Origin of the sequence: Geofilum sp. OHC36d9 (assembly GCF_052400685.1) — a bacterium.
In the GTDB taxonomy this organism is placed as follows: Bacteria; Bacteroidota; Bacteroidia; order Bacteroidales; family Marinilabiliaceae; genus CAZHHH01.
Map to the genome: position 1 here is coordinate 20,207 of NZ_JBQTGJ010000027.1, position 17,316 is coordinate 37,522.

Below are 17,316 nucleotides of genomic sequence, written 5' to 3' on the forward strand. Positions count from 1 at the left end.
TGAACTTTATAGCTCAAACTCCCGACTTTATGGACAGGCACTATTTAGCTTCGCTGTTTTTGATTTTCACAAACGGGGAATGCTTCCCGCCTAAGAATTGAATATGGCAGATAAAAATATGAGCACAAAAAACGAAGAGTACCTAAAAATTCTGACAGAAGAGATCCACTCTGTGGTGATTGCCACCACCGACAGTCATGGTTTACCGGCCACCCGGGTTATCGACCTCATGCTGTACGACCGGGACGGACTCTATTTTCTGACAGCCAAAGGAAAAGCTTTTTACAGCCAGTTAATGCACAAGCCGTACCTGTCGCTCAGCGGAATGACAGGTGGTGCCGGCACCATGGCCAAAAAAGCCGTCACCATTTCGGGCGCGGTAAAAAACATTGGGCACGACAAACTGAACGCCATCTTCGATGCCAATCCATACATGGCACAAATCTATCCGACTCTGGAAAGTCGCCGGGCCCTCGATGTTTTTTGTCTGTATAAAGGACATGGTGAATTTTTCGATCTCTCCACGCAGCCTATTACGCGTGGCAGCTTCTCAATAGGCGAACAGGCCCCGCTCAGTTACGGTTATCACATCACCGATGCCTGTAATGAATGTGGCATCTGCGCGGAAAAATGCCCGCAACAATGCATCGATTCCGGGACTCCCTTTACAATCAACCAAACACATTGCCTGCACTGTGGCATCTGTTTCGACGTCTGTCCGCAACAGGCAATTCTAAAACCGGGCATGACGACATCTTCCGATTTTACCAATCCATATTAGCTCCGCAACAGGGCCGCTCCTTTTGAACCACAATTTACACCAACAGATTCGTTCACTGCTATCGGGTGTTTGATCAATTGCCACTTAAAAACTATAAAAAAATCCGATTGCCATTCAATATGTGTTGAATTTGCAATCGGATTACCAATTATAATAAACAAAACAGCTGATATTTGCCGTTTAACTTTCCAGGTTCAAAACGGTTCGGCCTTTTAACTGACCTTTAAGCATCAACTCAATTTTTCCGTTTATTTCCTTCAACGAAATCTCCGTGCCCATCTCATCCAGATGCTCCGGCTTCCATTCATCCGATAATTTATTCCACACCTCTACGCGGTACCGCATGGGGTAATTCTGCGAATCGATGCCAATAAGGGTAACGCCCCTAAGAATGAAAGGAAAAACCGTTAAGCTAAGATCAGGCGAAGCCACATTTCCACAACAGGTAACCGCACCCATGGGGCTGGTTGATTTAATGATGTTTTCGAGAATGACACCACCTACGGTATCAATGCCGCCGGCAAATTCAGGTTTTAAAAGCGGCTTGTCAGCCATGCTTTCGAACTCTTTTCGTAAAATCACGGTTTCTGCGCCCAGATCCGATAAGTAATCACGTTCCGCCTCTTTACCCGTTATGGCTGCAACCTTGTAGCCCAGTCTTTTTAAAATGGCCACACTCAATGCACCCACACCACCCGTGGCGCCGGAAACAACGATTGTGCCATCGGCCGGTTTAACCATCTGTATCAATCTCAGCACAGACATGCCTGCCGTTAACCCGGCGGTACCAAAAATCATGGCCTCTTTCATCGACAGCTTCTCAGGCAGTTTAACAACCCAACCTTCCGGAACTCTGATAAATTCGCCAAAGCCGCCATCGGTATTCATACCCAAATCATAACTGGTGACAATGACATTATCGCCCGTTTTAAAACGGTCGGTTTTAGACGATACCACCGTTCCTACAGCATCTATGCCGGGCGTATGCGGATACTTTTTGGTGACGCCTTTGTTCCCGTTGGCCGATAAAGCATCCTTATAATTCAACGACGAATAACGAACCCGAATCAATAAATCATTATCTGCTAAATCACTGATTTGCCGTTCCTGTACTTCCCCCTTAAACGTTCCGTTTCGTTCTTCAACAACGAAAGCCTTAAATTCATTATGCTCCATGACTAATTCTCCTTTAGTAATCATAATAACTCCACCACAAAAACAGTCCAACAACAAAACAGCCTGTTGAATAGGCACTATGTCAGGGCTTACCCACTGAACCAACGAAATCAACAAACTGGCCTGCCAGTTTAATTGGCGAATATAAAAATTAATTTCTTTGTCTAAAATCCGGGAACTCACTTCGCTCAAACAGCCCGGATTTCTTTACGCCTATAAAATTGATTTTCTTAACGGAAATTTCCTGAGGCGGAAAGCAACCCCAATATTTCCTGAAATTACGGGCTCTCACATTAAAGCCGGGTTTTAAGCATTTCTCTAAATTTTAACCGTACACCAATGTTTTGACTAAAAGCTCAAATTCAAGGCTTACGAAGTCATAAAAATCAAGGGACTGACGAACGAAGTAAAGGCAGAGGCAAAGCTGTTGTTGCGAATTTATGACAAAATTGCTTTGACTATGCTTTACAAGGAGGAAGAAGACGAAGTCAGTTTACTTTCGTAAATGACTGTTTTTATGACAAGCGTAACGCAGAAGTTGACTTTATAGACAAACACGATTTTAGAGTCTGTCCATAAACCAAGTGTTTGAAATATAAAGCTCAAATTCAAGGCTTGCGCAGTCATAAAAATCAAGGAGTTTACTTTCGTAAATAACTGTTTTTATGACAAGCGTAACGCAGAAGTTGACTTTATAGACAAACACGACTAAAAGCCGTTCAACACATTTTTACCTATAACCCGTCCACTTTCCTGAAGTGTGTGCGCTTTCTTAAGCGACTCAATACTTAAAACCCCCAGGTTATTGGTAACGGTTGATATCAACGTACCCTGATCAATCATTTCCGACACCCGGTTAAGCAAGTCGTGTTGCTTTTCCATATCATCAGTTTGAAACATGGAGCGGGCAAACATAAATTCCCAGCTAAAACTCAGGGCTTTAAGCTTTATGGCGGCAATATCGAGCGTTTGGGGGTCATCAATCAGGGCAATATGTCCACGCGGCTTTATCAGCGACACAATAGCCGGGAAATGTTGCTCCGTGCCATTCAGGGAGACCACATAACGGGGTGTCAATCCGAGTGCTTTTACCTGATCGACCAACGATTCGCGATGATTAATCACATGGTCGGCCCCCATCTTTTTAACCCACTCAATGGTTTCGGGACGCGAAGCCGTCGCAACGACGGTCAGACGGGTCAGCTTCTTAGCCAGCTGAATAAGAATGGACCCCACACCACCGGCGCCTCCTACAATTAAAAGACTCTCACCCAAACCGGCGCCTTCTTTGAGCGCCAGCGAGTCGAATAAAATCTCCCAGGCTGTGATAGAGGTCAGCGGAAAACCGGCGGCTTCGGCATACTTCAACGATTTGGGTTTTTTGCCAACAATGCGTTCATCAACCACCTGAAACTCAGCATTTGATCCGGAACGCGTGAACTCACCGGCATAAAAAACCGCATCGCCAACTTTAAAATTTTTTACGTCCGTGCCCACCTCACGTACCAATCCGGCAGCGTCGTAACCAATAATTTTAGGCCCCTTTTCGGGCTCCATGCCTGCACGAACTTTTACATCAACAGGGTTGACTGAAATACCCATAACCTCTACCAACAAATCGCGTGGTTTCACCTCCGGCATTCCCGTTTCAAATTCTACCAACGCATCAGGCGCTGTGATTAGCCCGGCATGATTATATCCAATTGCTTTCATAATTATTTATTTAAGGATTTAACATAACAATGATGTAAACGATTAAAAATAGTAATTGATCACTTTGAGGGTAGCATAGCACAGAAGCCGCTCTTTTCTTGCAAGCTCTATTTATGCGTCAGGAAATATCATCTCATTATCAGCTCTCAAAACGGCCGGTAAATTCCACGTTTTATTTTGTACATCAAACACTTAACAGAACAACTGTAACCAGTTATAGTTCAAGTGTCTGCTCTTATTGTCATCTAAAGTTCAGATTATAAACTTACGTAGCCCGAAAAATGTGAGTTGACTATGGCAAATAACCATTTTGAGAAGAAGCCTAACGCAGAGACGTTGGATACTTCTTGCCACGAATGACACCATAAAAACATATTAGTGACCAGTATTTCAAAATCGACAAATGCGTATTGAACCTCAGCCGTTTCAGTTTATAGACCGACTCTAAATAGTGCTTGTCTATAAAGTCAACTTCTGCGTTATGCTTGTCATAAAAACAGTCATTTACGAAAAGTAAACTCCTTGATTTTTATGACTTCACAGGCCTTGAATTTGAACTTTATATTTCAAACACTTAGTTTATAGACCGACTCTAAATAAGGCGCAAAACAACCCGTTTCCCTTTGTAAATGCCACGGTTTAAGAATGAAACATTAAATTTGTCAACTGCAAAGCAGATAGCAAGTTCCTGACCTTAGTAGCCACTAAAAATTCCAAACAGCCACAATGAAAAACTGGTCGACTCACAAAGCCATAAAGAACTTCGTCCTGCATCTTCATCCACTAAAAATAGATGCGCGAGCCACCGCCTATAACCGCACTTTCGGGCTGGGTGGAATAGCGGCCTTATTAACCACAATTCTCTTTGTGACAGGGCTTCTCCTGAAATTTGAATATATTCCATCGGCCGGTAAAGCTTACGATTCTATCCTAAGTTTAAAAAATGACATTATTTTTGGCAGCCTTCTTCGAAACATACACTATTGGAGTGCCATGCTTTTAGTGGTGGTAACGTTTCTGCACTTAATCAGAGTCTTTTATTCCCAATCTATTTTTTACGAACGGCGAAAAAACTGGCTCTACGGGTTACTACTGATGTTCCTCGTAGTGAGTTCCAATTTCACCGGTTACCTTTTACCCTGGGATCAGCTTTCGTTCTGGGCAGTAACCATAATGACCAATTTACTTGAATACATTCCCTTTATTGGCGAAACACTGGCCAAATTAATACGGGATGGCGATAGCGTAGGCGAACCAACCCTATTACGATTTTACCATTTCCACACAGGCTTACTGCCTTTGCTGATGGTTTTTGCCGTAACAATGCATTTTTGGCTCGTACGCAAAGCCGGAGGCATCGCGCTTCCCAAAATTGAAAAGCCCAAAAAAGTTAATACCCATCCGCATCTCACCTACCGCGAAGCCTATATTGCCTTAATTGTAATTGCCGTAATATTACTGTTTTCGATATTTGTAGATGCCCCCTTGCTGGACAAGGCCAAGCCAACTGTAAGTCCCAATCCCAGCCGCGCGCCCTGGTATTTCATGGGGTTTCAGGAATTGCTGATGCACGTACATCCTGTTTTTGGCTCTTTTGTGATACCGGTTGCCGTAACGGCATTTTTCATTGCCATACCATTTATTAAATACCCCGAACTGAACACAGGGGTTTGGTTTCATTCTCTCAAAGGCAAAAAGATAACCATCTGGTCGGCGCTGTTCTCAGCTCTGTTCACTTTTGCCTTTATCCTTAGCAACGATATGATATTTAAATTTGGCGACCGACTGGCCTCATGGCCAAAAATTATAAGCACCGGTTGTTTGCCAACCCTTCTGTATATTATCCCTGTGGGAGCATTTTTGTGGTATCTGAAGAAAAAGAAAACAGCCAATCGCATCGAATTGGTTATAACCATAACAACCATTATTCTTTCGGCCTATATCACCATGATGCTAACAGGTATTTTTCTGAGAGGAGAAGGCATGCAACTCATTTTTTTACACGCTTAATTTAACCAATAATAACCCGGCGCAAAACAGTTATTCAAAATGAAAAAACTCAACATAAACCGAAGAAATTTCTTAAAAAGATTTCTTTATGCGCTTCTTTCGATACAACTATTTTACGTCCTGTTCAGGCTGCTTAAGCCACGCAATAAAGGCGCAGATCTGACTGATTATTACGACGCAGGAGAGATTGCAATTTTCGAGAAAGGGAAAATTTATCCCTTCGGTTCCCGGCAGTTTTATCTGTACCGCTTTCCCGATGGCGGCTTTATGGCCGTGTCATCAAAATGTACCCACCTGGGCTGTACCATTCAATTCAAAGCCAACCATGGCCGGTTTGAATGTCCATGCCATGCCTCGGCTTTCGACACCAACGGAGAAGTGTTGTCGCCACCTGCCACCCGTGCGCTGGATTATTTCCCCATTGCATTTAAAGACAACCGCGTGCTGGTCGACACCAATCATCCACTCAAAAGAAGTAACTACGACGCCTCACAAATTAAGTATCTATAGACTATGAATCTGACAGCCTACAAAAAAACGATACGAATATTAAGCATCGCTGTTCTGTTTATGTTTCCGGCCTATTTGGTCTTCAAACTGGCATTCGGTCGCACCGGACAACAGCCGGAACAACCAAAAGCACAATATGTAGGCAAAGAAAACTGCAAAGAGTGCCACCTGGAGGAGTATAACGACTGGGTTGGATCACATCATGACCTGGCCATGGATGTGGCCAACGATTCTACGGTACTTGGCGATTTCTCAGACGTGACCATAGAAGGCAACGGAATAACCCACCGACTGTACAAAAAAGACGGGCGTTTCTTCGCTTATACCGATGGGCCGGATGGTAAAATGCAGTCGTACGAAATAAAATATGTATTTGGCTACACACCCCTTCAGCAATATCTGGTAGAATTTGATGGCGGACGTCTTCAAACACTACCAATAACATGGAATACCGAAGCCCACAACTGGTATCACATGGCCGACTCACTTTACAAAGATCAAAACATAGATGCCAACAACTGGCTGCACTGGACCAACCAGGCACAAACATGGAACGGCATGTGCGCCGAATGTCATTCCACCAACGTGGTTAAAGGATACGACCCCGAAACAGACACCTACCACACCACCTACTCAGAGATTGATGTGAGCTGCGAAGCCTGCCACGGTCCGGGATCTCAGCATGTGGAATGGGCCAATCTGCCCGAATACTCGAGGGACCAATTTGAGAACTACGGGCTCGAAGTCAAAACGAGTGGCGTCACCAATGGGGAATATGTCAATACCTGTGCAAGGTGCCACTCGCGAAAATCGACCCTTCAGGACTACGACCACAGCGCCGCCAGCATCTACGACAATATGGTACCGGCTCTGCCCGGTGAGCCCAGCTGGCATATCGACGGACAGATTAAAGACGAAGATTATGTGTATGCCTCTTTTATGCAAAGTAAAATGTTTCAACGGCAGAGAGAAGTGCAATGCAACGATTGCCATAATGTTCACAGTGGCGAACGGCTGATGGATGGCAATGATCTTTGTTTACAATGCCACCAAAAAGAGGTTTACGACAGCTACAACCATCACCACCATAAACAAGCCGGGGAACCGGGCGAAGCGGTCGTCTCAAAACTGGGGATTAAATACGAAGTAGGTTCCGGAACCGAATGCATCAATTGCCACATGCCCGGGCAATACTATATGGGCGTTGACTTCCGCAGTGATCACAGTTTCCGCATTCCGCGTCCCGATTTGTCGGTTAAAAACGGCACCCCCAATGCCTGTAACCAATGCCATGCCGATAAATCAAACCAATGGGCGGATCAATCAATCACAAAATGGTTCGGCACACACCGGCGTTTTCACTATTCAGAAGCCTTTGCCGAAGCAAAAGAAGGTCGTCCTGAAGCCGCCACCAAACTAAAAACCATTATCGACAACGATCTGTACCCGCTTAATATTCGAAGTCTGGCCATCGAGACTTTGGGAACTAACTTTCCCGACTCAATAGTGTCGGTTTTAGATGACTACCTCACAAACACCGAAGCAGCCTTAAGACTGTCGGCCCTGAAAACCATACAGATACCCTCCGACAAAAATATTCAGCGGTTGTTAAATGCACTGACCGATGCAACCAAAGCAGTGAGAACCGAAGCCGCACAGCATTTAATGCAGGCCGGAGACCGCATCCCGGGTAAATATCAAAAAACCTATCAGCAAGCGCTGGACGAATACAAGGCTATTTTGTTGTATAACGCCGACTTTCCCATTGGGAAATATAACCTGGCCAATTTCTATTACAATCAAAATCAAATGAAAGAGGCAGAGAAATACTATCTGGCAGCGATCAGTCAGGACAGTGAGCTCCCATTCATCAAACTTAATCTGGCGTATTTATATAACCGAACCGGACAAAACGAAAAAGCCGAGCAACAGTTTCTCGACTACCTGAAAAAAGAACCCAACGATGCCAATGCTCTTTTCTCTTTGGGTTTACTGTTGGCAGAAATGGGGAAATACGATGCATCGCTGGAGGCACTGTTAAACGTCAGAAAGCTAGCCCCCGGCCACCCAAGGGTAAACCACAATATAGCCATGATGTATGACTTTATGCACGATAAAGGGCAAGCCGAAAATTATCTAAAAGAAGAAATTACGTTCTCAGATGACCTTAACAGCCGAATGGAACTTCTGAGTTTTTATCTGGATAATAATTATGGTGAAAAGGCGCTTGACTATGGTCTGAAAATACTGGAGAAGTACCCGGATGCAGAACAGGTCAGACAAATTGTTGATCAGCTGCAGGCTCAAATGAAATGACACATACCACACAGCCTCCAACAAGCTGTACATATCGCTGCTCAGAGTGCCTGTAACAGCATTTATCAGGAACGCTGTTACAGGCACCGTTGCTCACGGGCCCGTCATCATTTGAGTGCATCATTTGAGTGCACCATTAATACTACTTTTTTACAGAGAAAAACAACCTTGACAAACAAGTACTATTGCTCATCCCTTTTAATGGTTCCCACAAAATGACAGATTTTACCTTCGTCTGTAATTCCTTCCAGAGTAACAGTATAATCATTCGCCGGGTCGGCAGTAAAAAATGACATTCGAAGGATTCCTGTGGAGTCGCACATAAGGGATGGATTCCAATAAATGGTAGTTCTCATATCCTGTTTGGGATCCTCCTTATTCTTTTGAACCTCATATTTTGGCACATAAAACTGTTCCGGTTTCTGAATCCCCAAAGGAGAAAACCGGGTCATACTGACTGAAGTAGTTCGTTCAATAACAGCGCCTCTCTTTATGGAAAGGGCGATTACACCATTGGCCCCATCAGTCCCGAAAATAGCGGCACTGGCCCCTTTAAAGACTTCAATTTTGGCCACATCGCCGGGTTGAATATACCTAAGTTCAGAAAGATCCATTTCGGGCATACCATCGATAAACAAGGTGGGCTCCGACTGATTTCCTCTAATCCGGACCTCATCACCGTTAACCTGAACCCCCGGCAGGGTCGAGAGAAGGTCAAAAAGTGACAGGCCGGCATACTGTTCAATCTTTTCAGCATCGATCTCAGAATCTGCCAATCCCGAATAATAATTAGTTGCCGCGTCATTCGGTTGCGCATCACCATAGATCTTTACCTCATCGAGATGAATCATGCGCATTCCCCCGTCAATGTAATATTTTTGTTTGCTCTGTTCAAAATAGTCGTTTGGAAAGGCGTGAGGAATTGCCTGCGGCGCGGTAAAAAACGTTTGAGATGAAGGAAAAACCTCTTTATCCGGAACAATTTCCACTCCGGGGAAACGCCTGGCTTTTTGGGCTTTCAAAATAAAACTGATACTGTCGTCAAATTGAATACCATCAATCTGGTAACGCCCCAAACTGTCGGTTGTTGTAGCAGAGAATATCCCGGGGCCCAAAGCAAATACATTACATTTTTTGGGCGGCTTTCCCAAAATGTTTAAAACCCTTCCCGACAAGGTCTGACCGACTTCAATATAATATTCCGGCATTTTAAAACGATGCTGAGCAACCTCTGTCGTATTATAACGGCGCCATGCCTGAGTTTGCATTAAAAGGTCGAGACGTCTGCTCTGCTCAATCGCATCTCCCTCAAAATAAAACAATGGATCCTCGATGTGTCCCTTTATGTCGGAAGAAAGCAGCAGATAACTCACGATATTATCGTTTAATGAATCTTTTAAAACGAGCCTTTGGTCGGTCACACTCACCGCATAACTACCCGCCGGCGACCCCCCATTTAAAGGTTGAATCTTAAAGCTTAAATCAACCGCCTCCCGTCGTCCATAATAGGCTTTATCTGTATCCATTTCAACCAAAGGCAAATTAGCTGTTGTTGAAAAAAACAATCTTTCGCACTGCATATTACCCATACCATCCAATATCGAGATGGCATAAACACCAGGATTCAAATTCCCCTGCCGGAATTGACCCCTCAACTTTACCAGTGGCGAAATCAGAACCGGGACACCTCTGGTATGTATCAGCATATAAAGTGACATTGACTTGTCTTTTCGTTTATCGGTTACCCCATATATCACCTTGTCACCAAAAACATTCACGTTAAGTGCAACACCTTCTTCCGTGGCCTGAGGCAGATCAAAGCGCTTTTCATCTCCCTTCTCGGACCTGACTATTGCATAATAACTCTCTTGGGGTAACGGACTCAGCATGAATTTACCCATCCCCTTATCGTTTGAAACAATCTCAAATTTTAAATCCCCGTTGTTGGAATAAACCTTTCCGCTTACAACTTCTGATAACCCATCGGTACCAATCGCCTTAAATGCAACCTCCTGAATACAGTTATTGAGAAACACGCCACTCTCGGGGAAAAACTGGACATCAAAATCGTGACTGAAATCCGGCAGATAAATAGAGGTGTGATACTTTAAATCCGGATCATCTATATAAACATCAAGGTATCCTGTTTTACCCGAAGAAGGTTCATAGGGAATACTAACTTTTACCTTTCCCAAAGCGTCGGACAAATACGTATTCTTTCGGTTTTTGACGCCCAACCCATTTTGCAAAACATAAATACTTTTTTCGGTAATAGGTTGAGAATGGCTATCTGAGAATTGGAGGTTGACAAAAACCTGTCCGTTTGCCGGCGTGTCATAGGTGGCCCGACAGCTAACCTCATCATCAATTCTATTTCCAATATATAATGATTTATGAAAAAAGAAATCGGTGGGGTTATTTTGCATCCAATAGGTATAAGCGCGCAGATTATAATCGCCGGAAGGTAAATCCGGTTTTAATTTAATATACCCGGCAAATCCTGTCGAATCCTTGCGAATCTTCACCCGCGATACAACTGAATCCATCCGGTTAATTAATTCAACATAGACAAATCGGCTCAACGACTGAGGTTTAAGGGTGGCCGCATTTACCAGATAACCTTTGAACCAAATATTTTCACCTGCACTGTAGTAAGGCTTGTCGGTTTGTAAATACACCTTCTCTTCGAGGGCTGTCAAAAAATATTCTTTGAAATTAGACACGACCTTTCCCATAAATTCCTGGTTCTTTTCTTCCAGAGAGAAAGAGGTTAGTCCAATTAAAACAAACGCAAACAAAATTGTATTAACGATGGTTTTGTGCCTGCCTAATTTACGCAAGATTTTATTACACATTGGGAATAACTATTACAATGACCAAATTAAGAAGTTAAACCAAAGGTAAATTTTATCTGTTAAAACTATTTAATTTTCCTAAATAACATCCGAAAGAAATAATCCTCTGCTTCAACACATTCGCTTTCAATGGGGCGTTTACAACGATAACAAACAAAAGAAAACCTGAGTCGCCACACCAATGAGGGTGATAATTCCGGATAATGGACTTCCCCATTTATTTCAATTGGCTGCCTGACTCCGGCTCTGAATGGGTCACAACAAATATTGAAAACAATTTTAGGCTGCCGTGCATTTCAACCACTATTATAAAAAAAATTAATAGCACCAAATTATTCAACACATCTATTGCTAATCATCAAAAAAAATGATATAATAGGCATCGCTCCCCATAAACTGGAAGGGGACAACAAAACGGTGTAAAGGTGTTTCTTTAACTGAATAACAAACTTTATTTGGTTATATGACAATGACTCTGAATTTGCTGAAAATGATATAGTCATAAAATGCCACAGACAAAGTTTTAAACTTCATACTGAATAGATTGAAAAGGATCAGTTAACTCCTTATTTCAATGGTATTCTGTTTCATCTGAACATACTGGAAATATCCGGGACATTAAAAAGAATCTCTTTTCTGAATCGCAGGCTATATCTTCTTCAGCCGGTGTATTGAGTCACTGCCAAAGGCATCAGTATTTGTCTGAATTGTTTACAAGACCTTCTTCTGACTGAGCCGCACGATTTGCGGTCACAGGCAGATATGCTGGCCCATAAATATGGCCGGCTTACCAGCGTCTTGATTGATATAATAAATAATAAAACTTAGTCATTATGAAAATAGCATTAATAGGAACTTTTCCGCCCAGGAGATGCGGAATCGCCACTTTTACCAACGATTTAAATGAAGGCATTAAACAAACGGGATGCAAAACAGTGGTCATTGCCATCAACGACGGACTTAAAAAGTACAATTATCCCGACGATGTGCAGTTTGAAATAGAACAAAACGAGGTCATCTCGTATGTTAGAGCGAGCAATTATTTAAATACGAATAATATTGATGCCGTTATTCTTCAGCATGAATACGGCATATTTGGCGGCAGTTATGGCGAACACATTCTCCAGCTGATAAAACGGCTGCGTATGCCGGTCATTACAACACTGCACACCATCATTGACAACCCAACGCCGGAGCAGAAATTTATCATGTCGGAAATCGGCCGCCTGTCCAGTAAAGTGATTAGCATTTCGCAAAAAGGCATGACTTTTTTAAAAACCATCTATAACATCGATCCCGGAAAAATTGAACACATACATCATGGGGTACATAAAATATCGTTCGACAATGCGCAGACGTTAAAGCAACAGTTGGGGGTAAAAAACAAAAAGATTCTGCTCTCCTTTGGTTTATTATCGCGCAATAAATCGTTGGAAGTGGTCATAAAAGCTTTGTATGAAGTAAAAAAAGAACATCCCGAGGTGGTATACATTATACTGGGAGCCACACATCCTCACGTTTTAAAACTGGAAGGAGAAGACTACCGGCACTCATTAATCCGGTTGGTTAAAAAGCTGAAGCTCGAAAAAAATGTCATCTTTGTCGACCGGTTTGTCTCTAATGCAGAACTGTTTGATTTTCTGGCCGCCTGCGACATCTATGTCATTCCCTACCAGGATGAAAAACAAATCTCATCGGGCACTCTTATCTATACCATGGGCGCGGGCAAGCCCATCATCTCAACGCCGTTTTGGTACGCGCGCGAAATGCTGGCCAATGACCGTGGCATCCTGTTCGACTTTAACAACCATGAACAATTAACTCAACATATAAACGATTTGCTCACCCATGATGAGAAGAGAAAGGCCATCGGCGCTAACGCCCTGAAGCTGGCTCAACAATGCTACTGGCCCAAAATCGGACAGTATTATCTCGAGATAGTTCGAAAAGCTTACCATGAACGATTGAGTCTCACCTCAAACTACCAGATGGCCGACGATAAAGAGGCCAGCTTTACCTTGCCGCCACTTAATCTGACTCACCTGAAAGTGCTTACCGATGACACCGGGATACTGCAACATGCGCGCTACAATGTCCCCGATCGTTCATACGGCTATTGCATCGACGATAATGCCCGGGCCTTGATTCTTTCGACCATGTTGCAGGACGAAGTTCAGGACACCGATCTGCTGATACAACTAACCAGCATCTATCTCTCCTTTATTGATTACGCCCTGAACCCGGCCAATGGAAAATTCAGGAATTTCATGTCATACAACCGCGAATGGCTCGAAGAACAAGGTTCGGAAGACAGCTTTGGCCGAACACTTTGGGCATTGGGATATACGGCCTCAAAAACCAAAATAGAAAACTTTCATCATCACTCCAAATACTTATTCCATAAAGGATTGCAGCACATCAATGACATTCGTCACCCACGGGCACTGGCGTATGCCATATTGGGCCTGGCACATTATCTGGAAAAGCACGACGACGAAACCATTCAACAACTTTTGGCAGAAAAAGCGGCACAGTTATCAGCCTTCTTCGATGAAACCATTGACGACAAAGAATGGATCTGGTACGAAGAAATTGTCACTTATGCCAATGCACGCATTCCGCATGCCCTGTTATTGGCCGGCATACGGTTACAAGAAAATCTATTCATTCAGAGAGGCCTCAGACTGCTGGACTGGCTCATAAAAAAACAGTTCGTCGACAGCCTGTTTCTGCCGATCGGCAATAACAGCTGGTTAACGCGCGACCAAAAATCGTCCTTCGACCAGCAGCCCATCGAAGCACACGGCATCATCGATGCCTGCATTCTGGCCGAAAAAATAACCCACAATTTAAAATACGGCGATTATGCCATGAGCGCTTTTGCCTGGTTTACCGGCGAAAACGAAATCTCGTTGCCATTGTACGACTTCGCCACTGGCGGCTGTCGCGATGGCCTGCATCCCGGAAGAGTCAATCTTAATCAGGGTGCCGAATCAACCTTATCGTGCCTGTTGTCTCTTATCCAGATCTCCTATTATGTACGTAATAAAAACAAATAAGCTTAATCATGAAAGTGACAAAATTACCCATACAAATATTACCCTCAACCCACCGAATGCTTTTGCGCCCTTTTATTCCCGGTAATCCGTCGCATGTTGATCATATACTGCTGCGAATATTTACCACCAGCAAAGCCCAGCGCGAAAAAATGCTCGACAGTATTTACACCCGCTTTAACACCGGACATGAAGACATAAAATCGGTTTTTCTGGACCATTTCGAAAATGTAAAAGACCGGCTGCCAACCAACATATCCATTGATGAAAATATGAGGTTACTGATCGGGGCTTATTTTACACAGCAATATGCACTGGAATCGACGGCGCTGTTTAACCCGTCCATCGTTCCGCATCCCATACAGGATAAAGAAGGCGTTACCAAATTCATCCTCAGTCTTCGTGCCATTGGCGAAGGCCATATCTCATCCATCCTTTTTATGGAAGGCATTATAGACCAGGATTATAATATCACATTAAAGCCTAATTCGCCAAAAATCATTGAGCCGAAACGTACGCAGCATGACTATGAAAAAGCCCTGTTCACCAAAAAAGCCAATGAATTGGGTATTTTAACCGAGCATGCGCTGAGAGCTATCGAGCTGCTCAATGACACCTTTTCGTTCGACGAATTAAATAATGCCATCTCACGTATCAGAAGCTCTAATATTTACAATGATAAAACTTCCGTTGAAGAATCACTAAACGACATCCGCCTGCTGGCTTTGTCCAATTTTACGTTGCAATTTTCGGACAACGACATTACCACCCGTGCCATATACCCCGCGTCGCCATCGCAAAGCAACGGCCTCGAAGATGCCCGGTTTGTCAAATTTGTTGACGACAACGGCACCTGTAAGTATTACGCTACTTTTACGGCTTTTGATGGCAGAACCGTTATGCCCGAAATGCTTGAAACAACCGACTTCAGTAAGTTTACCGTCTCCACCCTCAATGGCCCCGGTGCCAAAAACAAGGGCATGGCTCTGTTTCCCAGAAAGATTAACGGTCTATATATGATGCTGGGCAGGCAGGATAACGAATCGCTCTACATCATGCAGTCTGATAATCCATATTTCTGGTACGACTACAAAAAACTCATTAACCCCACCTATTATTGGGAATATATCCAGATAGGTAATTGTGGCTCGCCCATCGAAATTGATGAAGGATGGCTGGTGATAACCCATGGAGTAGGTCCGGTAAGGAGCTATTCGCTGGGCGCTCTCCTGCTCGATAAAAATGAGCCATGGCGGGTCATTGGGCGCCTCGACAAACCATTGTTGGAGCCCTCCAAAGGCGAGCGGTTTGGCTATGTGCCCAACGTGCTATATACCTGTGGTGCCATGGTTATCGACCGCACTCTCATTCTGCCCTATGCCATGAGCGATATCATCACCAAATTTGCCACGATCGGTATTGACGAAATATTAAACCAAATGATTTCATTAAAACCATGAAACGACCATGATAAAGGGATTCTCACACAGGGGGATAATTATTTTCATGGGAGTTCCATATGGCAACTGAGAAACAAATTATAAACAGATGAAAATAGCAATGTTAGCGCCCATCGCATGGCGCACGCCCCCGGTACATTACGGCCCCTGGGAACTGGTAACTTCGGTGCTCACCGAAGAACTCATAAAAAATGGAATAGAAGTAACATTATTTGCCACAGGCAACTCGCTCACTTCGGCCAAATTAAAATCGGTCTGTCGCCAGGGATATGAAGAAGACCCAACCATGGATGCCAAGGTATGGGAATGTTTACACATCTCACAATGTTTTGAGGAAGCACAGGATTTTGACCTGATTCATAACCAATTCGACTTCCTGCCGCTCTCCTACTCCGCGTTGGTCAATACCCCCGTGTTAACCACCATCCACGGATTTTCGTCACCGAAAATAGTGCCGGTCTTTAAAAAGTATAACCCGACCTCTTATTATGTTTCAATCAGCAATGCCGACCGGTCACCCCAACTAAACTATATATCAACAATTTATCACGGCATCGATTTAACCCGCTTTACCTTCAACAACAACCCTTCCGGCGACTACCTGCTGTACTATGGACGTATTCATCCCGATAAAGGCACTAAAGAAGCCATTGAAATTGCCAAAGGAGCCGGCAAAAAACTCGTTATTGCCGGAATCATTCAGGATCAGAATTACTATAACCAATTTGTGGCGCCTCATTTAAAAAAGGGAGTGGTAGAATACATTGGCAGCATAGGCGACGATCGTCGTAATTCATTACTGGGCAATGCTCTGGCGTTGTTGCACCCCATTCAATTTAATGAGCCATTTGGGTTGTCCGTTGTTGAGGCAATGGCGTGTGGAACGCCTGTCATCGCTTTCGAAAAAGGAAGTATGCCCGAAATAATTACCTCGGGCGTCAATGGCTTTCTGGCCGCAAATACCGATGAAGCCATTGACTGCTGTAAACTTCTGGACAGCCTTAACCGATCCGATTGCCGGAAAAATGTGGAAACCCGTTTTTCCAGGGAAAGAATGGCTAAAGATTACATTCGGGTCTACCATGAAATCTTAAATAACTGATGTTTTGTGCTTGCAAGGAAAGTGGGTGGTCTATTGTGAGTCATCCCCGGCAGGCGCTGAGCCTATCATCAGGTATCCGGGATTGTATATTCATCGTATTGCCATCAGCAAACAGAGGATCTTGAACATTAACTCAACACTCGTCACTTTGGTGGCCAAAAACTACCGTGACCGGGCACAAAAGAAACCGGTATCACTTAGAGGTGAAGCGTTTTTGCGTCGATTCTGCCTGCATGTCATGCCGGATGGTTACGTACGCTTCCGTCGGTTCGGCATTTATCACCATTCCACAAAGCGCCATCTGAATTTGCAATTTGTGCCGGATGAGAAGCCTGAC

Annotated in this window: 10 protein-coding genes and 1 pseudogene; 8 read left to right on the forward strand and 3 right to left on the reverse strand. The window is 43.9% G+C overall.

Going from position 1 to position 17,316, the window contains the following annotated elements:
- The first annotated feature begins 103 nt into the window (after positions 1 to 103).
- Positions 104 to 781: a 4Fe-4S binding protein gene (locus tag ACT3CD_RS16360; protein WP_444646744.1), complete on the forward strand. Its 678-nt coding sequence runs from the start codon at positions 104 to 106 to the stop codon at positions 779 to 781.
- A 180-nt stretch (positions 782 to 961) separates the two neighbouring features.
- On the opposite strand, the gene ACT3CD_RS16365 is transcribed toward ACT3CD_RS16360, so the two are convergent.
- Together ACT3CD_RS16365 and ACT3CD_RS16370 are read right to left on the reverse strand one after the other, a co-directional pair.
- Positions 962 to 2,140: a YhdH/YhfP family quinone oxidoreductase gene (locus ACT3CD_RS16365; RefSeq protein ID WP_444646745.1), complete on the reverse strand. Its 1,179-nt coding sequence runs from the start codon at positions 2,138 to 2,140 to the stop codon at positions 962 to 964.
- A gap of 525 nt (positions 2,141 to 2,665) precedes the next feature.
- Positions 2,666 to 3,670, reverse strand: a complete 1,005-nt coding sequence (locus tag ACT3CD_RS16370; protein ID WP_444646735.1) for a zinc-binding alcohol dehydrogenase family protein — start codon at positions 3,668 to 3,670, stop codon at positions 2,666 to 2,668.
- Between the two features lie 726 nt (positions 3,671 to 4,396).
- Here ACT3CD_RS16370 and ACT3CD_RS16375 point away from each other — a divergent pair.
- Genes ACT3CD_RS16375 through ACT3CD_RS16385 form a run of 3 tightly spaced genes read left to right on the forward strand, consistent with a single transcriptional unit; the run spans position 4,397 to position 8,506 of the window.
- Positions 4,397 to 5,680, forward strand: a complete 1,284-nt coding sequence (locus tag ACT3CD_RS16375) for a cytochrome b N-terminal domain-containing protein (protein WP_444646736.1) — start codon at positions 4,397 to 4,399, stop codon at positions 5,678 to 5,680.
- A gap of 39 nt (positions 5,681 to 5,719) precedes the next feature.
- On the forward strand, positions 5,720 to 6,190 hold the full coding sequence (locus ACT3CD_RS16380) for a QcrA and Rieske domain-containing protein (protein ID WP_444646737.1): 471 nt from the start codon (positions 5,720 to 5,722) through the stop codon (positions 6,188 to 6,190).
- A gap of 3 nt (positions 6,191 to 6,193) precedes the next feature.
- Positions 6,194 to 8,506: a multiheme c-type cytochrome gene (locus ACT3CD_RS16385; protein ID WP_444646738.1), complete on the forward strand. Its 2,313-nt coding sequence runs from the start codon at positions 6,194 to 6,196 to the stop codon at positions 8,504 to 8,506.
- Between the two features lie 182 nt (positions 8,507 to 8,688).
- Here the strand turns inward: ACT3CD_RS16385 and ACT3CD_RS16390 are convergent, their stop codons facing one another.
- On the reverse strand, positions 8,689 to 11,361 hold the full coding sequence (locus ACT3CD_RS16390) for a TonB-dependent receptor plug domain-containing protein (RefSeq protein WP_444646739.1): 2,673 nt from the start codon (positions 11,359 to 11,361) through the stop codon (positions 8,689 to 8,691).
- Positions 11,362 to 12,194: 833 nt separating this feature from the next.
- Between ACT3CD_RS16390 and ACT3CD_RS16395 the strand changes: the two genes are divergently transcribed.
- The 4 genes and pseudogenes from ACT3CD_RS16395 to ACT3CD_RS16410 all read left to right on the forward strand — a co-directional run.
- The gene (locus tag ACT3CD_RS16395; RefSeq protein ID WP_444646740.1) at positions 12,195 to 14,420 is read left to right on the forward strand and encodes a glycosyltransferase family 4 protein; all 2,226 of its coding nucleotides are present in this window, start codon (positions 12,195 to 12,197) and stop codon (positions 14,418 to 14,420) included.
- 8 nt (positions 14,421 to 14,428) lie between these two features.
- The gene (locus ACT3CD_RS16400; RefSeq protein WP_444646741.1) at positions 14,429 to 15,877 is read left to right on the forward strand and encodes a glycoside hydrolase family 130 protein; all 1,449 of its coding nucleotides are present in this window, start codon (positions 14,429 to 14,431) and stop codon (positions 15,875 to 15,877) included.
- Positions 15,878 to 15,965: 88 nt separating this feature from the next.
- Entirely contained in the window at positions 15,966 to 16,979 is a 1,014-nt protein-coding gene (locus tag ACT3CD_RS16405) for a glycosyltransferase family 4 protein (protein WP_444646742.1), read from the forward strand.
- A 13-nt stretch (positions 16,980 to 16,992) separates the two neighbouring features.
- Positions 16,993 to 17,316: pseudogene (locus ACT3CD_RS16410) on the forward strand (transposase); the annotation flags it as partial.

Excerpts from the sequence above, each read along its gene's own strand:
- ACT3CD_RS16360 (WP_444646744.1), top strand. The coding sequence starts at position 104 with ATGGCAGATAAAAATATGAGCACAAAAAACGAAGAGTACCTAAAAATT.
- ACT3CD_RS16370 (WP_444646735.1), bottom strand. The coding sequence starts at position 3,670 with ATGAAAGCAATTGGATATAATCATGCCGGGCTAATCACAGCGCCTGAT.
- ACT3CD_RS16375 (WP_444646736.1), top strand. The coding sequence starts at position 4,397 with ATGAAAAACTGGTCGACTCACAAAGCCATAAAGAACTTCGTCCTGCAT.
- ACT3CD_RS16380 (WP_444646737.1), top strand. The coding sequence starts at position 5,720 with ATGAAAAAACTCAACATAAACCGAAGAAATTTCTTAAAAAGATTTCTT.
- ACT3CD_RS16385 (WP_444646738.1), top strand. The coding sequence starts at position 6,194 with ATGAATCTGACAGCCTACAAAAAAACGATACGAATATTAAGCATCGCT.
- ACT3CD_RS16390 (WP_444646739.1), bottom strand. The coding sequence starts at position 11,361 with ATGTGTAATAAAATCTTGCGTAAATTAGGCAGGCACAAAACCATCGTT.
- ACT3CD_RS16395 (WP_444646740.1), top strand. The coding sequence starts at position 12,195 with ATGAAAATAGCATTAATAGGAACTTTTCCGCCCAGGAGATGCGGAATC.
- ACT3CD_RS16400 (WP_444646741.1), top strand. The coding sequence starts at position 14,429 with ATGAAAGTGACAAAATTACCCATACAAATATTACCCTCAACCCACCGA.
- ACT3CD_RS16405 (WP_444646742.1), top strand. The coding sequence starts at position 15,966 with ATGAAAATAGCAATGTTAGCGCCCATCGCATGGCGCACGCCCCCGGTA.